Below are 15,490 nucleotides of genomic sequence, written 5' to 3' on the forward strand. Positions count from 1 at the left end.
ATGGATCGCCACGTCGCTGCGCTCCTCGCGATGACAGCTGCTACTGGTTCATTGAGGCGAAGAAATCCTCGTTCGACTTGGCGTCCTTCATCTTGTCGAGCAGGAACTGCATCGCATCGACCGTGCCCATCTGCATCAGGATGCGGCGAAGCACCCACATCTTGCTGAGAACGCTCTGCTCGACGAGCAGTTCTTCCTTGCGGGTGCCGGACTTGCCGACGTCGAGCGACGGGAAGATGCGCTTGTCGGAGACCTTGCGGTCGAGCACGATTTCGCTGTTGCCGGTGCCCTTGAACTCTTCAAAGATCACCTCGTCCATCTTCGAGCCGGTATCGATCAGCGCGGTGGCGATGATCGACAGCGATCCGCCTTCCTCAATGTTGCGCGCCGCGCCGAAAAAGCGCTTCGGCCGCTGCAACGCATTGGCATCGACACCGCCGGTCAATACCTTGCCCGAACTCGGCACGACCGTGTTGTAGGCGCGGCCAAGGCGGGTGATGGAGTCGAGCAGGATGACGACATCCTTCTTATGCTCGACCAGGCGCTTGGCCTTCTCGATCACCATTTCGGCGACCTGGACGTGACGCGACGCGGGCTCGTCGAACGTCGAGGAAATGACCTCGCCCTTCACGCTGCGCTGCATGTCGGTCACTTCCTCAGGCCGCTCATCCACCAGCAGCACCAGAAGGAACACCTCCGGATGATTGTCGGTAATCGCCTTGGCGATGTTCTGCAGCAGGACGGTTTTGCCGGTGCGCGGCGGGGCGACGATCAGCGCGCGCTGCCCCTTGCCCTGAGGAGCGACAATGTCGATGACGCGCGCCGATTTGTCCTTCTGGGTAGGGTCGGAGCTGTCGAGGGTCAGCTTCGAATCTGGGTAGAGCGGCGTCAGATTGTCGAAATTGACCCGGTGCCGGACCGCTTCCGGATCGTCGAAATTGATCTGGGTAATCTTGGTCAGCGCGAAATAACGCTCGCCGTCCTTGGGGCCGCGGATTTCACCTTCAATCGTGTCCCCGGTACGCAATCCGAAACGGCGGACGATGTTGGGCGCGACATAAATGTCGTCGGGCCCGGCAAGGTAATTGGCCTCTGGGCTGCGAAGGAATCCGAAGCCGTCGTTGAGGACTTCGATCGTCCCCTGGCCGTTGATCTCGGCGCCGCTTTCGGCACGAAGCTTGAGGATCGAGAACATCAGGTCCTGCTTGCGCATCGTCGATGCGCCTTCGATCCCCATTTCTTCCGCTTGCGCGACAAGTTCGGCGGGGGTCTTCTTCTTGAGGTCCTTGAGATGCATTAATTTAAGTCTTTCAAAGTATTTTGTGATTGAAATTCAATGTCTTGCGACAGGACGTCGCAGAATAGGAGTGGGCGCACCGGCGAAATAGGAGAGTCGGGCCGATGCAGCCGTCTTGGGAGGGCGTTAAGATTGCCCTCTGGTCAAGTCAATACGGGGTGCAGCCAGCTTCCGAAACGAGACGGCCGTCAGAAAGGCCGGACGATCACCAAGACGACAATCAGGGCGGTAAGAATGCCCGGCACCTCGTTCATCAGCCTCAGGCGCTTGTCGTCGAGCTCGCGATGGCCTCCGGCCAGCTTGCGGCCGTAGGAACCGATCCAGCCCTGGTAGGCGGTCAGCAGCAGCACCAGCGCCAGCTTGGCGGTAAACCAATACTGCCCCCACAGGTTGAGGTGAATCGCCAGCAGCAGGCCTAGCAGCCACACCAGCAGCATCGCCGGGGCGAGGATCACGGTGCGGGCCTTGTCCTCCCGCTCGATCCAGGCGCGATCCTCGGCCGATCCGGGAGTCGTCGCCTGGTGATGGATGTAATAGCGCGGGACGATGAACAGCCCGGCGATCCAGAAGATGACGAAGGTGATGTGGGCCGCCTTGACCCACGGATAGGCAAGCCCAAGAAACCCTTGATATTGGCTGAGCATCTGAGCCCCTACCCCTTCACCAGCGCTACCAGCTGCTCGACATGCGCGATCGGCGTAGTCTGCTGGATCCCGTGGCCCAGGTTGAAGATGTGGGGGCGGTCGCCGAGCGCGTCAAGGATGCGCCGCACCGAGCTCTCCAGTTCGGCGCCGCCTGCGATCAGCGCCAGAGGATCGAGATTGCCCTGCACCGGCAGGCCGGCGGGCAGTTCGCGTGCGGCCCAGGCCGGGTCGACCGTCTCGTCCAGCCCGATCGCGTCGACTCCGGTCTCGGCTGCATAGGCGCAGAGCTTGCCGCCGGCGCCCTTGGGGAAGCCAATGATCGGCGTGTCGGGATGCCGCTGCCTCAGCTTTCCGACAATCCAGGCGGTGCGGGCTATGACGAATCGCTCGAACTGAGCCGGGGACAGGCTGCCGGCCCAGCTGTCGAACAGCTGCACGGCATCGACCCCTGCCTCGATCTGGCCCGACAGATAATCGACGGTGATCTCGGCAACCCTGTCGAGGATCGAATCCAGCTTGCCGGGATCGGCATAGCCCAGCTGGCGCGCCTCGGCCTGCTCGCGGCTGCCCTGCCCGGCGATCATGTAGGTCGCCACCGTCCAGGGCGAACCGGCAAAGCCGAGGAAGGTGGTTTCGGGCTTGAGCTCCGCCTTAACCCGTCGAACCGTCTCGTAGATCGGGTCGAGCCGTTCCATGGCCGGCCTCAGGTCATCGACATTCGCCTCCGCCAGCCGCGGGGCCAGGCGCGGCCCTTCGCCGGCGGTAAAGCTGAGGTCCATTCCCATGGCATGCGGCACAACCAAAATGTCGGAGAAGAGGATGGCCCCGTCGAACGGGAATCGCCGCAGCGGCTGCAGGGTGATTTCAGCGGCCGACGCGGGATCATAGGCCAGCTCCAGGAAGCCGCCCTTGGTCGCCCTCAACTCGCGATATTCGGGCAGGTAGCGGCCGGCCTGGCGCATCAGCCACATGGGCGGAGGATCGCGCCGTTCACCCTTGAGGACGGCCAGCAGGGGCTTGTCGCCACGGTCGTGCGCATTGTCAGGCAAGGCCGAGGCCACCCTTACTTCTCCTCTTATATATTAGAATATTAGTTAGATGATTATGATGGGGCGTTGGCAGCCGGATTTAAGCGCGGCTCCCGACTTTGCCAACAGGGGCCATATGGACGCGACTCAGTGGAGATGCGCGAGTCGCGAGACGACTCTCCCGTGATTCACAGCCTGTGGACTAACATTTTCCCCTGTGGACAGAGTCTCGAATCCGGTTCGGGCGTAATTTGGCGGAACCTGGCCATTGGGCGATCCCCGCCTTCGCGCTAGGACGATACAGTGATTTTTCCACAGACTTTTCCCCTGGGGCGATATGTCGTTGATATTGGCCAGTAACAGCCAAATTCGGCGGTCGATGCTGGAGCAGGCCGGAATCGATTTTTCCGTCCGGCCGCCCGATTTCGATGAAGATGCGGTGAAAGCGGCCGGCCTTGATGGAGAGAGCCTTGCCTTGCGCCTGGCAGAGGGCAAGGCGTCGTCGATCCTCGTCGGCCAGGACGATTGGGTGATCGGCAGCGACAGCACGCTGACGGTCGACGGGACTCGCTATTCGAAGCCGCGGACACGCGAGGATGCCGCCACTCACCTTCGCATATTTTCCGGACGGACGATGTTGTTGTCGAGCGCAGTCGCGCTGGCCAACCAGCGCCAGGTCGGCTGGAGCCATGGCGAGACCGCGGTGCTCGAAGTGCGCCGGCTAAGCGAGGAATTCATCCAATCCTACCTCGACCGGGAATGGCCCGAAGTTGGCTATTGCGTCGGCGTGTTCCGGATGGAGGGTCGCGGCGTGACCCTGTTCGATCGTGTCGAGGGAAGCCATTTCACTATCCTTGGAATGCCGCTCCTGCCGCTGCTCGGCGCGCTCCGGGAACGCGGGATCATCGAGCCATGACGAGGCCCTATGCCGAAGTGATCGGCGATCCCGTAGACCATAGCCTGTCGCCAGTGATCCACAGCTTCTGGCTCCAGGCATTGGGCATCGACGCGTCCTACTGCCGGCGCCGGGTGACCCGGGCCGAACTGCCTGCCTATCTCGCCGGCAAACGAGCCGATTCGGACTGGCGCGGATCCAACGTCACCATGCCATTGAAGCTTGACGCGGTAACGCTTGCGGATGGCGCATCCGACCGGGCGGTAGCGGCCGGGGCGGCAAACCTCCTGATGATGCGCGAAGGAAAGCTGGCAGCGGCCAATACCGACGTTGGAGCCATCGCCATCTTGCTAGTCCGTCTGCACGAGGCAAAGGCGAGAATGGGCAGCGTCACCTTGCTCGGCAATGGCGGCGCGGCGCGGGCGGCACTGGTCGCGCTGAAGCTGGTCGGGTTGGCCAACGTCCGGATCCAGGCCCGCGACGTTGCAGAGGCGATCAAGCTTGCGGTCGAATTCGGCCTCGAGGCGGAACCGGCAATCTTCACCGCGACGATCGTCAGCGACGGTCTGATCAACGCCACCCCGCTCGGCATGGCAGGACGCGACTGTCTCAATTGCGACCTCGACAATATGCCGGACCAGGGATGGGTATTCGATATGGTCTACGACCCGGCGGAGACGCCCCTGATCGCCGCGGCCAAGGCTCGTGGCCTTCAGACGGTGGACGGTCTGCACATGCTGGTCGAACAGGCCGCGACCAGCTTCGAACTGCTGTTCGGGCAAAAGCCGCCGCGTGACCGCGATGGCGAACTCTGGCAATTGCTGCATCCATGATCACCCTGGCCCTCACGGGATCGATCGGCATGGGCAAGTCGACGGTGGCGGCAATGTTTGCCGAGGCCGGCATTCCGACGTTCGACGCCGACGAGGTGGTGCGGCGCCTGCAAGGACCGGGCGGGTTGCTGGTTCCGCTGATCGAGGCGCGCTTTCCCAACACCACACGCGATGGCGCGGTCGATCGCGACGCTCTGTCGCTCGCAGTTCTCGGCGACCGGGACGAACTCGCTGCGCTGGAGGCTCTGGTGCATCCGGCGGTTCATCACGAGCGGACCAGGTTTATCGTCGAGCATGGCGATTCGCCGGCATTGCTGTTCGACATTCCATTGTTGTTCGAGACCGGCGGCGACGAGGCGTTCGACCAGGTGATCGTGGTCTCCGCGCCCCCCGCTCTCCAGCGCGAACGGGTGCTGGCAAGGCCGGGGATGACCGAGGAGAAGTTTGCACAGATTCTTGCCCGGCAGTTGCCCGACGAGGAAAAGAGGGAGCGTGCCGACTTTGTCGTCGACACATCGGGCACGCTGGATGAAACCCGCGCCCAGGTCCATAATATCCTGACTTGTCTCGGCCTGCCGACGGGTGTTTAAGGGTCTCATGCGAGAAATTGTCTTCGATACGGAGACCACGGGTTTGTCGCCCGCGGGCGGCGACCGCATGGTCGAAATCGGCTGCATCGAAATGATCGGCCGAATCGAAACGGGGCGCTACTTCCATTGCTACTTCAATCCCGACCGGTCGATGCCTAGCGAGGCCGAGGCGGTCCATGGGCTGAGCGATATTTTCCTCTCGGACAAGCCGCGCTTTGCCGACAAGGCCGAGGAACTGCTCGAGTTCATCGGGGATTCGCCGCTGGTCGCGCACAACGCCAGTTTCGACTTCGGCTTCCTCAATCACGAACTGGAAAATTGCGGCCGCGCCGCCGTTTCAATGGCCCGGATGGTCGATACGCTGGTCCTTGCCCGCACCCGCCATCCCGGTGCGAAGCACAGCCTCGACGCGCTATGCACGCGGTTCGGTGTAGATCGCTCGCAACGCGTCAAGCATGGCGCCTTGCTCGACGCCCAGCTACTCGCCCAGGTCTATATCGAGCTCACTGGCGGCCGGCAGATCGGCCTCGGCCTGGTCGCCTCGGCGCCGGAAGAGGATTCCGCCGCGCTGGAGTTGGCCGAATCTGTCACGCGCACGGTTCGCCCGCCGCGACCGCACGCCGCCGGTCCGGACGAGGTCGCGCGCCATCGGGCGTTCCTGGTCAAGATTGTCAGTCCCTTGTGGGATCGTTTCCTCGCTCCCACTTCGGAACGTGGTGCCGCCTGATTCCATTGGGCCTGTGCCGCGTTGGAGTTGAAAGGAGAGCGAAAATGGACATTCGGGTCGCGGGTCATCAGGTCGCTACCGGAGAGTCGCTGCGTTCCCATGTCTCCGACCGGCTGTCGGCAATGGCCGACCGCTATTTTTCCCGCGCGGTCGCCGCCAATGTGACGTTCGGCCGCGGACCCTATGAGGATTTCACCTGCGACATCGTCGCCCCGGTCAACCAGGGCGTGGTGCTGAAATCGTCCAATCGCGCCAACGATGCTCACGTCGCCTTCGACGGCGCCGCCGACAAGATCGAGCGCCAGCTAAAGCGCTACATGGACCGGCTTCGCGAGCGGCGCGGCGAGGCTGACGGCGACATCATCGAGGAGAGTGCCGCCTATACGGTGTTCGCCGCGCCCGCGGACGAGGAAGAACCCATCCCTCCCGCTCCGGCGATTGTCGCCGAAACAAAGGTCGATATCCCCGAAGCCAGCGTGTCCGACGCGGTGATGATGCTGGATCTTCGCAACACCAACGCGCTGATGTTCCGCAATCCCAACAGCGGTCAGTACAACATGGTCTATCGCCGGGATGATGGAACCATCGGCTGGGTCGAACCTTCGTCGAAGTGACAAGGGCTGCGCGTCCGGCTAACGGCGCGACAAACCCTTGTTCGCGCGTAACCGCCAGTCCTGGATGATTTTGCAATGCAGCTTTCCCAGTTTCTCGATTTTGATGCGATCCGCGTCGACCTGGCCGCTGGCAACAAGCGCCAGCTGTTGAACCAGTTGGCGCAGATTGCCGCCGCACGCTTGTCGCTCGATCCGTCGCTGATCGCCGACGCCATTGCCGACCGCGAGCGACTCGGCTCGACCGGCTTTGGCGGCGGGGTGGCATTCCCGCATGGCAAGCTGGCCGAACTCGACCGCGTCTATGCGCTGGTCGTCAGGCTGGCGGCGCCGATCGACTATAAAGCGATCGATGGAGCGCCGGTCGATCTCGTCTTCCTGCTGCTGTCGCCGCCCGACGCGGGCGCCGAACATCTAAAGGCGCTGGCGGCGGTCAGCCGGCTGATGCGTCATGCTGGAATCGTCGAGAAATTGCGCGGCGCCCGGTCGCGCGATGCAATGGCCGCGGTGCTGATGGGTGCTGAGGAACGCGATGCCGCCTGAACGGCTGTCGGGGGAGGACGCGCATCTCAGGGCGCTCGAAGCCCTCTATGCCTCCGCCCCGGTCAACGATCTGTTCGAATCCCGGCTGACCTTGCCGGAAGCCGGCCGAAGCGAGATTCGCTTCAATGTCGCGCCCGATACATTTCACGCGGCGGGTGCGGCTCACGGAACACTCTATTTCAAGATGCTCGATGACGCGGCCTTCTATGCCGCCAATGGCCTGGTCAGCGACCGCTTCCTGCTGACGACCGCATTCAATCTCCACTTCACCAAGCCGATGCGCGAGGGGGAAGCTCGGGCCGAGGGGCGCTGGGTTTCCGGCAAGCGGAGGGTGTTTGTCGCCGAGGCGCGAATTGTCGATTGCGAGGGCGAGGAGTGTGCCCGCGGGACTGGCACCTTCATGCGCTCACACATCGCCCTTTCCGGGCTCGACGGCTATCGCGCCGGCTGATGGCTGAACGCCTCCCGGCCCAGCTCGAGGCGGCCGCGCTGGTTCGCCGGGCCGAAGCCGAGGGTGGCTTTGGAACCATTCTTAAGCGGGGCGACAACGACCGTGGAGCGCTGATTCTGCTAATCGCTCGTCGGGGCAATCATTCGGCCTGCCTCGAACGTACGCTGGCAACAAACGGTGAATATCGCTGGCAAATTGTCGGTCCGGCGGAAGGGGCGGACGCCTCGGCGTTGGCGGATTGGAGCCAAAAACGCGTTCGTTTCGATGAAGATTTATGGTTAATTGAACTGGACATCCCGCACCCGGAACGGTTCATCGCTGAAACGACCTCTCAGGGTTGACCCTAGGGAACCAATCCTAAATCAGGGCTTCCGATACCAATGCGGGGGGCACCCGCTTGCCGGTGAGTTGAACCGGACTGAGGTGCCACGCAGTCGGGGAATCACCCTCGGCAAGCATGCCCCCGGGCAGCTCGCCGAACGGCCGGTTCACCGCCCAAGTGATAGTCTGCATGTTTGTGCCTTTTCGTTCCACCTTCCTGGTGATTGCCGCGCTGACCGGTTCTTCGGTCGCGCCGGCGCAAGTTAACCCAAATGCGGCGCCGATGCCTGCCGCGGAATGGACTCCGCTCCCGGACGCCCCGGTCGAGCAGCTACTTCAGCAAAATGTCGATCCGTTGGCTCCGGCGCCTGAAGCCGAGTCCGCGACGGTTCAGTCCCCGGACGATACGATCGAACCCGGAGAGACGCTGGCAGAAACCGTGGCCAAGTTGCGTAGCAGCGATCCTGGCAGCCGCGAGCTCGAATGCCTCGCCGGCGCCATCTATTTCGAATCCAAGAGCGAAAGCCTGTCCGGCCAGCTTGCTGTCGGCCATGTCATCGCTAACCGCGCCGCCTCCGGCCGCTTCCCGTCAAGCTATTGCGGCGTGGTCTATCAGCGCAGCCAGTTCAGCTTCGTCCGCGGCCATTCGATGCCGTATATTCCGCGCGCCAGCCAGGATTGGAAAGATGCGGTGGCGATCGCCAAGATCGTCGACGAGAAGCTGCATCCCTCGCCGATGGGAAAGGCGCTGTTTTTCCACGCTCGCCGCGTGTCGCCGGGCTGGCGTATGTCGCGGGTCGGCACGCTCGGCAATCACATCTTCTATCGTTGATCGATCGTTCGTAAACTAAGAGGCCGCCTTTCCGGCGGTCTCTTTTTGTTCTAACTCGTTGCCATGGCTTCGAGTCCGATTCCCGATTGCTTCATCGATGGCCCGCCGATCGCGGCGGAGGTTGCGCGCGGCGTTACTCGGCTGTTCTGCCGCCACGAACTGTTCGCGATGTGCGAAGTGCCCCTGCCCAACGGACGTCGCGCCGACCTGATGGCGATTGGGCCCAAGGGCGAGCTGACGATCGTCGAAATCAAGGTCAGCAAGGCGGACTTGCTGGGCGACCAGAAGTGGACCGATTATCTCGACTATTGCGACCGCTTCTTCTGGGCGGTGCCTCACGAACTCGCGCATTATCTGGAACAGGAACGGTTCCTGCCGGGCGATGCCGGACTGCTGATTGCCGACCGATATGATGCGGCGGTAATGCGGGAGCCGTCGACCCGGTTGCTGGCGCCGGCACGGCGCAAGGCAGAGACGCTGCGCTTTGCCCGCCGCGCCGCCCGGCGGCTATCGGCCCAGATCGATCCGTCGCTGGGCGACGCCTTCTAGTTGATCGACGGTCCGGCGACTTGCTTCCTGGTCGATTTGACCGTCTCAATCAGTTTCAGCAGCTGGGGATTGCGAGTGTCGCGTTTTGCATAGTCGCGCGCGGTATAGCCGGCGGCATGATCGGCCTTGTCCGGATTGGCCCCCGCTTGGAGAAGCAGTTGGACCAGGTGCGGCTGGCGCTGCTGGACCGCAATGATCAGTGCAGTTTCCCCACGCCGGTTGGTGGCGTCAGGCCGGGCACCTCTCGCCAGCATTTCCCTGGCGCCTTCCTCGAAGCCCACACGGGCCGCAATGATCAGGGATGTATCGCCCTGATTATCGCCGATGTTGGGATCAGCGCCCTTGGTCAGCAGAAAGGCGACCCAGGTGATGTCACGGCGCTTCGTGACGATGTGCAGCGCCGTGTCGCCCTTGTAGCCACGATAGGTGGCAACCCTGGAACCCGGTTCGTTGAGAAATGGCAGCGCCTTGCCGACATCGCCATCATCGATCGCCTTCAAGAAGCTCTCGCCCTCGGACCCGTTCATCAAATCCTGCGCCGCCGCCGGAAGTGGTGCGGCAAGCAATGCCAAAGCCAGTCCTGCCTTTACCCACCCCGACTTCATTTCATTCCCCTTGCGCTTGCGCCTTGATCTGGCCGCCTTGGCGGACCAAGTCTGAGTTGAGCATGAATAGCGGAAAAGCCTTTTGGGAAAAGCCTTTGTCGTCGCTGGACCGCGGCGAGTGGGAGGCGCTGTGTGATGGCTGCGGGCGTTGCTGCCTGCACAAGCTCGAGGATGACGAGACGGGCGAGCTGTTTCCGACCAACGTCGCCTGCAAATTGCTCGACCGTCGGGCCGGCCAATGCACCGACTATCCCAATCGCAAGAAGCTGGTCGAAGATTGCGTAAAACTCGACCCGGCCAAGCTCGACGAACTTGAATGGCTGCCGACGACCTGCGCCTACCGGCTGCGCTGGGAAGGGAAGCCGCTGCCGGACTGGCACTATCTGATTTCCGGCAGCCGGGAGTCGGTGCATGAGGCAGGCCAGTCGACCCGCGGCTGGACGGTCAGCGAAGTCGATGCCGGCGATCTGGAATGGCATCTTGTCGACCGCCCGCTCTGAATCCCTGACCGTACCGGAACTGCCCTGGCCAATTGAGCTTCGCCCGCATCCGCGCGCCCGTGCCATGAGGCTGCGGCTCGACGAGGCGCGCGAAAAGCTGCTTCTGACACACCCCCGCCGGATGAGCCGCAAGACCGCGCTGGATTGGGCCCGGGGCCAGCGCGATTGGGTGCAGGAACAGCTGACCCGCCTTCAGCCGGGTGAACCCTTTGTCCCGGGCGCCGAAATTCCATTCGAAGGCCGCAGCATATTGCTGCACTGGCAACCCAGCCTTTCGCGAACCCCGATACTGTCCGCCGACGTCCTGGCGTGCGGCGGCCCGCAAGATGCGTTTGCGGCAAGGATCGAACGCTTCTTGCGCGGCGAAGCGCGGCGCTTGCTGAGCGACCTAACGGCCGAGATCGCCCGCGCCGCGGGAGTCGATGTGAGATCGGTCGCAGTCGGCGACGCATCGAGCCGGTGGGGAAGCTGCTCGTCCAATGGGTCGATCCGCTACAATTGGCGTCTGGTCCTGGCCCCGCCGCACCTGTTGCGCTGGGTCGTGGCGCACGAGGTCGCTCACCGCCGCCACATGGACCATGGCCCGGCCTTCCGGACGCTGGAGGCCTGCCTTTACGGAGGTGACGTTCCCGCCGCTCGGGCGGAATTGCGCGCGCTAGGGCCGCGGCTGAAGCGGGTCGGGCGGCGGCTCTGACGGTTGCTGTTGGGGTAGCTGTTGTCGTGGCGGTGCCGCGCGCGGCGGCGGGGGCCGGTTCTCTGGATTGCGCTTCAGCACCTCGTCCAGCCATTGCTGGTCGACCTGGCTACCATCCTGGGGCCGCTGCTGCTCCGGGGCGAGCGGGTCCGGCTGCTGGGTGGCGATCGGGTTGCCGTCGGCATCGACCAGCGGGGCCGACTCTTCCATGTTGAAGCCCCACGCTTCCTCGTCAGGCTCAAGCTGCCAATCCGGCATTGGCGCCTGGGTCTCAAACTGTTCGACCGGCCGTTTGGCCACCGCCTCCTTCATGAACGCGGCGAAGGCCCTTGCCGGCGCGGTGCCGCCCTGAAGCCCGGCAACCGTCCTGGCATCGTCCCGGCCCATCCAGACACCAGTCGTAAGCCCGCTCGAAAAACCGATGAACCAGCCGTCCTTGTTGGACGAGGTCGTACCGGTCTTGCCCGCCACCGGCCGCCCGATCTGGGCGGCGCGGCCGGTACCCGACAGAACCGCCGATTGCAGCAGGTCGGTCATTTCCGCCGCGACCCATGGCGCCACCAGCACTCGCTGCTCGTTCGACTGATATTGGTAGAGCAGGCGGCCATCGGCGGTGACCACCTTTTTGACCGCGTAGGGGACGACGCTGATGCCGCGGTTCTGGACCGACGCGAAAGCCCGGGTCATGTCGATCAGCCGCACGTCGCTGGTTCCAAGGACCATCGACGGGAAGGTCGATATCCTGCCCGAGATGCCGAACCGGTGGGCCATGTCGGCGATCGTCCCGAAGCCGAGCGAATCGCCGATCTGGGCGCTGATCGTATTGATCGAACGGGAAAAGGCTTCGCGTAAGGAGACCGGCCCGGCAAAGGTCCGCGTGGAATTGCGCGGAGTCCAGCCATCGATCGTCACCGGCTTGTCGACCACCATGTCGCTCGGCTTCATCCCCGATTCGAGCGCGGCGAGATAAACGAACAGCTTGAAAGACGAACCGGGTTGCCGCTCGGCCTGGGTCGCCCGGTTGTAGATAGAATCGACATAGTTGCGGCCGCCGACCATCGCCCGGACCGCGCCGTCGCGATCCATCGCCACCAGCGCGCCCTGGGCTCCCGGCGGGCTGTAGCCGTTGATCGCCCGGTCGGCGGCGGCCTGCATCGCCGGATCGAGCGTGGTGTAGACATCAATCGGCTCGCTGGTCTCGTCGATCAGCGTATCGAGTTGCGGCAGGGTCCAATCGGTGAAGTAGCGGACGCTGTTCTGCTTGGCGGCCGGCTGTACCTTGACCTCGGCCGGATGGGCAGCGACCGCCTCGCCCGCTGGCAGGAAACCATTTTCGACCATCGAGTTCAGGACCACGCTCGCCCGGCCGCGAGCGGCTTCGACGTCGGCGGTGGGCGAATAGTTGGAAGGCGCCTTGACCAGGCCGGCGACAATCGCCGCCTCGCCGAGGTTCAGTCGCTCGGCGCCATGGCCGAAGAAAGTCCTGCTGGCCGCATCGATCCCATAAGCGCCGCCGCCGAAGTAGACCCGGTTGAGGTACAGCTCGAGGATCTGGTTTTTGGTGAATTTGCGCTCCAGCGCCAGCGCCAGCACCGCTTCCTTGACCTTGCGGCCGAAGGTCCGGCTGTTGGTCAGAAAGATGTTTCGGGCCAGTTGCTGGGTGATGGTCGATCCGCCCTGGCGCCAGCGTCCGCTGTCCAGCCGGACCTTGAACGATCGGGCAACGCCGATCGGATCGACCCCGATATGGCTACGGAACCGCTTGTCCTCCACCGCGATCATCGCCGCGCGCATCGTCGGCGGGATTTCGTCATAGGCCAGCCAGCGGCCGAAGCTGGGACCAAGCGACACCAGCAAGCTGCCGTCGGAGGCGCGGACCCGGATCATCTGACCGAGGTCGGATCGCTTGCTGAGCTGATCGTAGTTGGGCAGCTGGGTCATGGCGACCGCAACGGCGACGACGAGGCCGATCAGCCCGAGAAGGCAGATGGCGGCGCCCCATTTCAGGGCCGCGACGAACATTCCCTTGACGCGGGACGGGGAGGAAGAGGCCATTGGCATTGAGTTCCTATTGGCTTCCTTTGGTTCCGACAAGCTTGCCCGGCCGACGTCGGCGTCATCTCTCCGCAATGAAGGATGAAAGCGCCATTAACCTTGTTTCAACGTCGCGCGCCTAGCGTTGGACGCATGAGGGGCAGAATGACCGCCCAGTTCACCCTGGCGCTGCTTGGCGTCTTGGGGTTGGCCGCGCCTGCGATGCCGCAGGACGTGCGGGTCCCGTGCAGCCTGTGCACACCGAATTCCGAACTACCCGACGACAAGCCCGCCAATCCGGTCAAGCTGGATGTCGAGGTCAATCTCGACTTCGATCGCCTGGTCCTTACCGGGGTGGGTGACGGCAGCGCCGAGCTAGGCCCGGACGGTGCGCGCAACGCCACCGGCTCGATCACCGCGATCAGCGCACGGGCGATGGTTGGCGAAGTAATGATTCGCGGCGAGCCCGACAGATATGTTCGAATCGAGTTGCCGCGCCAGATCGAACTACACGGCTACTCCGGGGGCGTCATTCGCCTCGAATCGCTGCGATCGGACCTGCCGCAAATGCCGCGGCTCGATGGTACCGGCCGCCTCAAGTTCCGGGTCGGCGGCGTGCTCCATGTGACTGGCGATCTTAGCGGCGCGTTCCGCGGTGATGTGCCGATCGACGTTGACTATCTATAGTTCGCCATCGGCCGGATCCGAACGCGCCCAATAGTTAACGCGCTGGAAACCATGTCATTGAGCAAAGCCGTAAGCCGTTAAGGTTAATGGTGCGGATACGGATTGGACGGTTTCGCTCGGCCAACCGCCATGTTTCGAATCAAGTGGGGAATTCATCATGACCAATTTCGTTCGCCTGGCGGCGCTGGCCGCCGCCGCGACCATTGCCGCGACTCCGGCCATGGCCGCTCCCTTGCCCGCGACTCCGGTCGCCAAGGCGCGCGTCAACATCGTCAAGCCGCTGACCCTGGCCGCGACCCGTGACCTTCACTTCGGCACCATCGTCGTCACCGGCAACGACAGCGTGTCAATTAACCAGGCTGGCACCGTCACCTGCGGTGCCGCTGCCAATGTCACCTGCGATACCACTGGCGCGCAGTCGGCCCAGTTTCATGTTACCGGTGCCAACAACCAGCTCGTGAGGATCACCGCGACGGCATCCAGCCTGGTCAACGGGGCGGCCTCGCTCGCGTTCACGCCAAGCGCCCCGGCCAATGTGACGCTTCCAAATTCGGGCGCCGCAGGCACCGACTTCAACGTCGGTGGCACCGTCGCGGTCCTGGCTTCGTCGCCGGAAGGTCTTTACGTCGGCGACATCAACGTCACCGTCGAATATTGATTAGTGGAAGGTGAAGCGCCTGGGTTGCCGGGCGCTTTGGACAGGGGGCTGCCGAGCGATCGGCGGCCCCCATTTTCATGCCCATGAGGTTTCTGAAAATGGTTAGCCGAATAATAACCATTTTGAGGGCATTTTCCTCCGTATCGTTTCGGAGGAAATTTCATGGTCGCTACCCTGTCCCGTCGTCTTGCCGCCTTTGCCCTGGCCGCGCCCGTCCTGATGCTGGCGTCGCCGGCAGCCGAGGCGGGGGTCGGCGACCTGCTGGTCGCGCCGACGCGGGTTGTCCTTGACGGACGCCGCGGGGCCGAAGTGATCCTCAATAACATCGGCGACGATGTCGCCACCTATCGGGTCACGGCTGAGCTTCGGCGGATGACTCCCGACGGCAATCTGGTCGACGTGACCGATCCCAATGCCGGCGAGAAGGCAGCGCAGGAAATGCTGCTCTACGCGCCGCGGCGGATTACCCTGCCACCCAATCAGCCGCAGGCGATCCGCCTGTCGGCTCGCGCGCCCGAGGGCCTGCCGGACGGCGAATATCGGGTGCATATGCTGTTTCGGGCCGTTCCTCCGCCCCGGCCGCAGGTTGCGCCGGAGAAGATTGACGGCGTCGCGTTCCAGTTGCGGCCGATCTACGGCGTGACCATTCCGGTGATCATCCGTCTCGGCCGTCTCGAGGCCAAGGCCGCCATTGCCAATGTCCGCAAGGTGACCGCAGAGGGCAGGCCGGCGATATCCCTTGATATCAACCGTGCCGGCGACCGTTCGACTTTTGGCGCGATCAAGGTGTTCAAGGCCGGCATAGCCGAACCCATCGCGCTGGTCAGCGGCATCGCCGTCTACACCGAAATCGGACAGCGTTCGGTGACCATCCCGATCGATCCGGCCCAGGTCGCCAATGCCAATGGCCAGGTTACCGTCCAATATGTCGAGCCGACCGACACCGGTCCGGTGACGCTCGCGGAAACCACCGCGGTTCTCCGCTAGGCGG

21 protein-coding genes are annotated in these 15,490 nt (G+C 63.5%); 15 read left to right on the forward strand and 6 right to left on the reverse strand.

What is annotated here, in order from left to right:
• Positions 1–40: 40 nt before the first annotated feature.
• From rho to hemE, 3 genes are all read right to left on the reverse strand, one after another.
• Positions 41–1,297 carry a transcription termination factor Rho gene (gene rho, locus LZ518_RS10720; protein ID WP_249915978.1) on the reverse strand — a complete coding sequence of 419 codons (1,257 nt, stop codon included), beginning with the start codon at positions 1,295–1,297 and terminating at the stop codon, positions 41–43.
• Between the two features lie 188 nt (positions 1,298–1,485).
• Positions 1,486–1,941: a HemJ family protein gene (locus LZ518_RS10725; RefSeq protein WP_249915979.1), complete on the reverse strand. Its 456-nt coding sequence runs from the start codon at positions 1,939–1,941 to the stop codon at positions 1,486–1,488.
• Between the two features lie 8 nt (positions 1,942–1,949).
• The gene (gene hemE / locus LZ518_RS10730) at positions 1,950–3,002 is read right to left on the reverse strand and encodes a uroporphyrinogen decarboxylase (RefSeq protein ID WP_249915980.1); all 1,053 of its coding nucleotides are present in this window, start codon (positions 3,000–3,002) and stop codon (positions 1,950–1,952) included.
• Positions 3,003–3,306: 304 nt separating this feature from the next.
• Here hemE and LZ518_RS10735 point away from each other — a divergent pair, with 304 nt between their 5' ends.
• The 8 genes from LZ518_RS10735 to LZ518_RS10770 all read left to right on the forward strand — a co-directional run bounded on the left by LZ518_RS10735 (position 3,307) and on the right by LZ518_RS10770 (position 7,960).
• Complete coding sequence (locus LZ518_RS10735; RefSeq protein ID WP_283938190.1) at positions 3,307–3,885, forward strand: Maf family protein; 579 nt, start codon at positions 3,307–3,309, stop codon at positions 3,883–3,885.
• The gene (locus LZ518_RS10740; RefSeq protein WP_249915982.1) at positions 3,882–4,697 is read left to right on the forward strand and encodes a shikimate dehydrogenase family protein; all 816 of its coding nucleotides are present in this window, start codon (positions 3,882–3,884) and stop codon (positions 4,695–4,697) included. The genes LZ518_RS10735 and LZ518_RS10740 overlap by 4 nt, the downstream gene beginning before the upstream one ends.
• Positions 4,694–5,287, forward strand: coding sequence for a dephospho-CoA kinase (gene coaE, locus LZ518_RS10745; protein WP_249915983.1), 594 nt, complete (start codon positions 4,694–4,696; stop codon positions 5,285–5,287). Before LZ518_RS10740 ends, coaE begins: the two co-directional genes overlap by 4 nt.
• Before the next feature lie 7 nt (positions 5,288–5,294).
• On the forward strand, positions 5,295–6,014 hold the full coding sequence (gene dnaQ, locus LZ518_RS10750; protein ID WP_249915984.1) for a DNA polymerase III subunit epsilon: 720 nt from the start codon (positions 5,295–5,297) through the stop codon (positions 6,012–6,014).
• A 44-nt stretch (positions 6,015–6,058) separates the two neighbouring features.
• Positions 6,059–6,628: a ribosome hibernation-promoting factor, HPF/YfiA family gene (hpf, locus tag LZ518_RS10755; protein ID WP_249915985.1), complete on the forward strand. Its 570-nt coding sequence runs from the start codon at positions 6,059–6,061 to the stop codon at positions 6,626–6,628.
• Between the two features lie 75 nt (positions 6,629–6,703).
• On the forward strand, positions 6,704–7,168 hold the full coding sequence (locus tag LZ518_RS10760; RefSeq protein ID WP_249915986.1) for a PTS sugar transporter subunit IIA: 465 nt from the start codon (positions 6,704–6,706) through the stop codon (positions 7,166–7,168).
• A complete protein-coding gene (locus tag LZ518_RS10765) occupies positions 7,158–7,619 on the forward strand; it encodes a PaaI family thioesterase (protein ID WP_249915987.1) in 462 nt (153 codons plus the stop codon). The genes LZ518_RS10760 and LZ518_RS10765 overlap by 11 nt, the downstream gene beginning before the upstream one ends.
• Positions 7,619–7,960, forward strand: coding sequence for a DUF1491 family protein (locus LZ518_RS10770; protein ID WP_249915988.1), 342 nt, complete (start codon positions 7,619–7,621; stop codon positions 7,958–7,960). Before LZ518_RS10765 ends, LZ518_RS10770 begins: the two co-directional genes overlap by 1 nt.
• Positions 7,961–7,976: 16 nt before the next feature.
• Here LZ518_RS10770 and LZ518_RS10775 read toward each other — a convergent pair whose 3' ends face one another.
• Positions 7,977–8,132, reverse strand: coding sequence for a hypothetical protein (locus LZ518_RS10775; RefSeq protein WP_249915989.1), 156 nt, complete (start codon positions 8,130–8,132; stop codon positions 7,977–7,979).
• On the opposite strand from LZ518_RS10775, the gene LZ518_RS10780 reads away from it, so the two are divergent.
• Together LZ518_RS10780 and LZ518_RS10785 are read left to right on the forward strand one after the other, a co-directional pair.
• Complete coding sequence (locus tag LZ518_RS10780) at positions 8,131–8,772, forward strand: cell wall hydrolase (protein WP_249915990.1); 642 nt, start codon at positions 8,131–8,133, stop codon at positions 8,770–8,772. The two genes, LZ518_RS10775 and LZ518_RS10780, sit on opposite strands and share 2 nt — an antisense overlap.
• A gap of 63 nt (positions 8,773–8,835) precedes the next feature.
• Positions 8,836–9,321, forward strand: a complete 486-nt coding sequence (locus LZ518_RS10785) for an MmcB family DNA repair protein (RefSeq protein WP_249915991.1) — start codon at positions 8,836–8,838, stop codon at positions 9,319–9,321.
• On the opposite strand, the gene LZ518_RS10790 is transcribed toward LZ518_RS10785, so the two are convergent.
• Positions 9,318–9,926, reverse strand: a complete 609-nt coding sequence (locus LZ518_RS10790) for an ankyrin repeat domain-containing protein (protein WP_249915992.1) — start codon at positions 9,924–9,926, stop codon at positions 9,318–9,320. The two genes, LZ518_RS10785 and LZ518_RS10790, sit on opposite strands and share 4 nt — an antisense overlap.
• A 62-nt stretch (positions 9,927–9,988) precedes the next feature.
• On the opposite strand from LZ518_RS10790, the gene LZ518_RS10795 reads away from it, so the two are divergent.
• Positions 9,989–10,426 (forward strand): YcgN family cysteine cluster protein, encoded by a 438-nt coding sequence (locus LZ518_RS10795; RefSeq protein ID WP_249915993.1) that lies wholly within the window; start codon positions 9,989–9,991, stop codon positions 10,424–10,426.
• Positions 10,383–11,120, forward strand: a complete 738-nt coding sequence (locus LZ518_RS10800) for a M48 family metallopeptidase (protein WP_249915994.1) — start codon at positions 10,383–10,385, stop codon at positions 11,118–11,120. The genes LZ518_RS10795 and LZ518_RS10800 overlap by 44 nt, the downstream gene beginning before the upstream one ends.
• On the opposite strand, the gene LZ518_RS10805 is transcribed toward LZ518_RS10800, so the two are convergent.
• On the reverse strand, positions 11,082–13,181 hold the full coding sequence (locus LZ518_RS10805) for a transglycosylase domain-containing protein (protein WP_431358221.1): 2,100 nt from the start codon (positions 13,179–13,181) through the stop codon (positions 11,082–11,084). The two genes, LZ518_RS10800 and LZ518_RS10805, sit on opposite strands and share 39 nt — an antisense overlap.
• A 138-nt stretch (positions 13,182–13,319) precedes the next feature.
• Here LZ518_RS10805 and LZ518_RS10810 point away from each other — a divergent pair, with 138 nt between their 5' ends.
• The 3 genes from LZ518_RS10810 to LZ518_RS10820 all read left to right on the forward strand — a co-directional run bounded on the left by LZ518_RS10810 (position 13,320) and on the right by LZ518_RS10820 (position 15,486).
• Positions 13,320–13,841 carry a DUF4402 domain-containing protein gene (locus LZ518_RS10810; RefSeq protein WP_249915995.1) on the forward strand — a complete coding sequence of 174 codons (522 nt, stop codon included), beginning with the start codon at positions 13,320–13,322 and terminating at the stop codon, positions 13,839–13,841.
• A gap of 157 nt (positions 13,842–13,998) precedes the next feature.
• Positions 13,999–14,499: a DUF4402 domain-containing protein gene (locus tag LZ518_RS10815; protein ID WP_249915996.1), complete on the forward strand. Its 501-nt coding sequence runs from the start codon at positions 13,999–14,001 to the stop codon at positions 14,497–14,499.
• Positions 14,500–14,661: 162 nt separating this feature from the next.
• Positions 14,662–15,486 (forward strand): fimbrial biogenesis chaperone, encoded by an 825-nt coding sequence (locus LZ518_RS10820; protein ID WP_249915997.1) that lies wholly within the window; start codon positions 14,662–14,664, stop codon positions 15,484–15,486.
• Positions 15,487–15,490: the final 4 nt, after the last annotated feature.

The sequence above is a fragment of the Sphingomonas brevis genome, assembly GCF_023516505.1.
GTDB lineage: Bacteria > Pseudomonadota > Alphaproteobacteria > Sphingomonadales > Sphingomonadaceae > Sphingomicrobium > Sphingomicrobium breve.

What these genes read in the sequence shown, in the direction of transcription:
- rho (WP_249915978.1), bottom strand. Translation starts at nt 1,297, where the DNA reads ATGCATCTCAAGGACCTCAAGAAGAAGACCCCCGCCGAACTTGTCGCG.
- LZ518_RS10725 (WP_249915979.1), bottom strand. Translation starts at nt 1,941, where the DNA reads ATGCTCAGCCAATATCAAGGGTTTCTTGGGCTTGCCTATCCGTGGGTC.
- LZ518_RS10735 (WP_283938190.1), top strand. Translation starts at nt 3,307, where the DNA reads ATGTCGTTGATATTGGCCAGTAACAGCCAAATTCGGCGGTCGATGCTG.
- LZ518_RS10740 (WP_249915982.1), top strand. Translation starts at nt 3,882, where the DNA reads ATGACGAGGCCCTATGCCGAAGTGATCGGCGATCCCGTAGACCATAGC.
- coaE (WP_249915983.1), top strand. Translation starts at nt 4,694, where the DNA reads ATGATCACCCTGGCCCTCACGGGATCGATCGGCATGGGCAAGTCGACG.
- dnaQ (WP_249915984.1), top strand. Translation starts at nt 5,295, where the DNA reads ATGCGAGAAATTGTCTTCGATACGGAGACCACGGGTTTGTCGCCCGCG.
- hpf (WP_249915985.1), top strand. Translation starts at nt 6,059, where the DNA reads ATGGACATTCGGGTCGCGGGTCATCAGGTCGCTACCGGAGAGTCGCTG.
- LZ518_RS10760 (WP_249915986.1), top strand. Translation starts at nt 6,704, where the DNA reads ATGCAGCTTTCCCAGTTTCTCGATTTTGATGCGATCCGCGTCGACCTG.
- LZ518_RS10765 (WP_249915987.1), top strand. Translation starts at nt 7,158, where the DNA reads ATGCCGCCTGAACGGCTGTCGGGGGAGGACGCGCATCTCAGGGCGCTC.
- LZ518_RS10770 (WP_249915988.1), top strand. Translation starts at nt 7,619, where the DNA reads ATGGCTGAACGCCTCCCGGCCCAGCTCGAGGCGGCCGCGCTGGTTCGC.
- LZ518_RS10780 (WP_249915990.1), top strand. Translation starts at nt 8,131, where the DNA reads ATGTTTGTGCCTTTTCGTTCCACCTTCCTGGTGATTGCCGCGCTGACC.
- LZ518_RS10775 (WP_249915989.1), bottom strand. Translation starts at nt 8,132, where the DNA reads ATGCAGACTATCACTTGGGCGGTGAACCGGCCGTTCGGCGAGCTGCCC.
- LZ518_RS10785 (WP_249915991.1), top strand. Translation starts at nt 8,836, where the DNA reads ATGGCTTCGAGTCCGATTCCCGATTGCTTCATCGATGGCCCGCCGATC.
- LZ518_RS10790 (WP_249915992.1), bottom strand. Translation starts at nt 9,926, where the DNA reads ATGAAGTCGGGGTGGGTAAAGGCAGGACTGGCTTTGGCATTGCTTGCC.
- LZ518_RS10795 (WP_249915993.1), top strand. Translation starts at nt 9,989, where the DNA reads ATGAATAGCGGAAAAGCCTTTTGGGAAAAGCCTTTGTCGTCGCTGGAC.
- LZ518_RS10800 (WP_249915994.1), top strand. Translation starts at nt 10,383, where the DNA reads ATGCCGGCGATCTGGAATGGCATCTTGTCGACCGCCCGCTCTGAATCC.
- LZ518_RS10805 (WP_431358221.1), bottom strand. Translation starts at nt 13,181, where the DNA reads ATGCCAATGGCCTCTTCCTCCCCGTCCCGCGTCAAGGGAATGTTCGTC.
- LZ518_RS10810 (WP_249915995.1), top strand. Translation starts at nt 13,320, where the DNA reads ATGACCGCCCAGTTCACCCTGGCGCTGCTTGGCGTCTTGGGGTTGGCC.
- LZ518_RS10815 (WP_249915996.1), top strand. Translation starts at nt 13,999, where the DNA reads ATGACCAATTTCGTTCGCCTGGCGGCGCTGGCCGCCGCCGCGACCATT.
- LZ518_RS10820 (WP_249915997.1), top strand. Translation starts at nt 14,662, where the DNA reads ATGGTCGCTACCCTGTCCCGTCGTCTTGCCGCCTTTGCCCTGGCCGCG.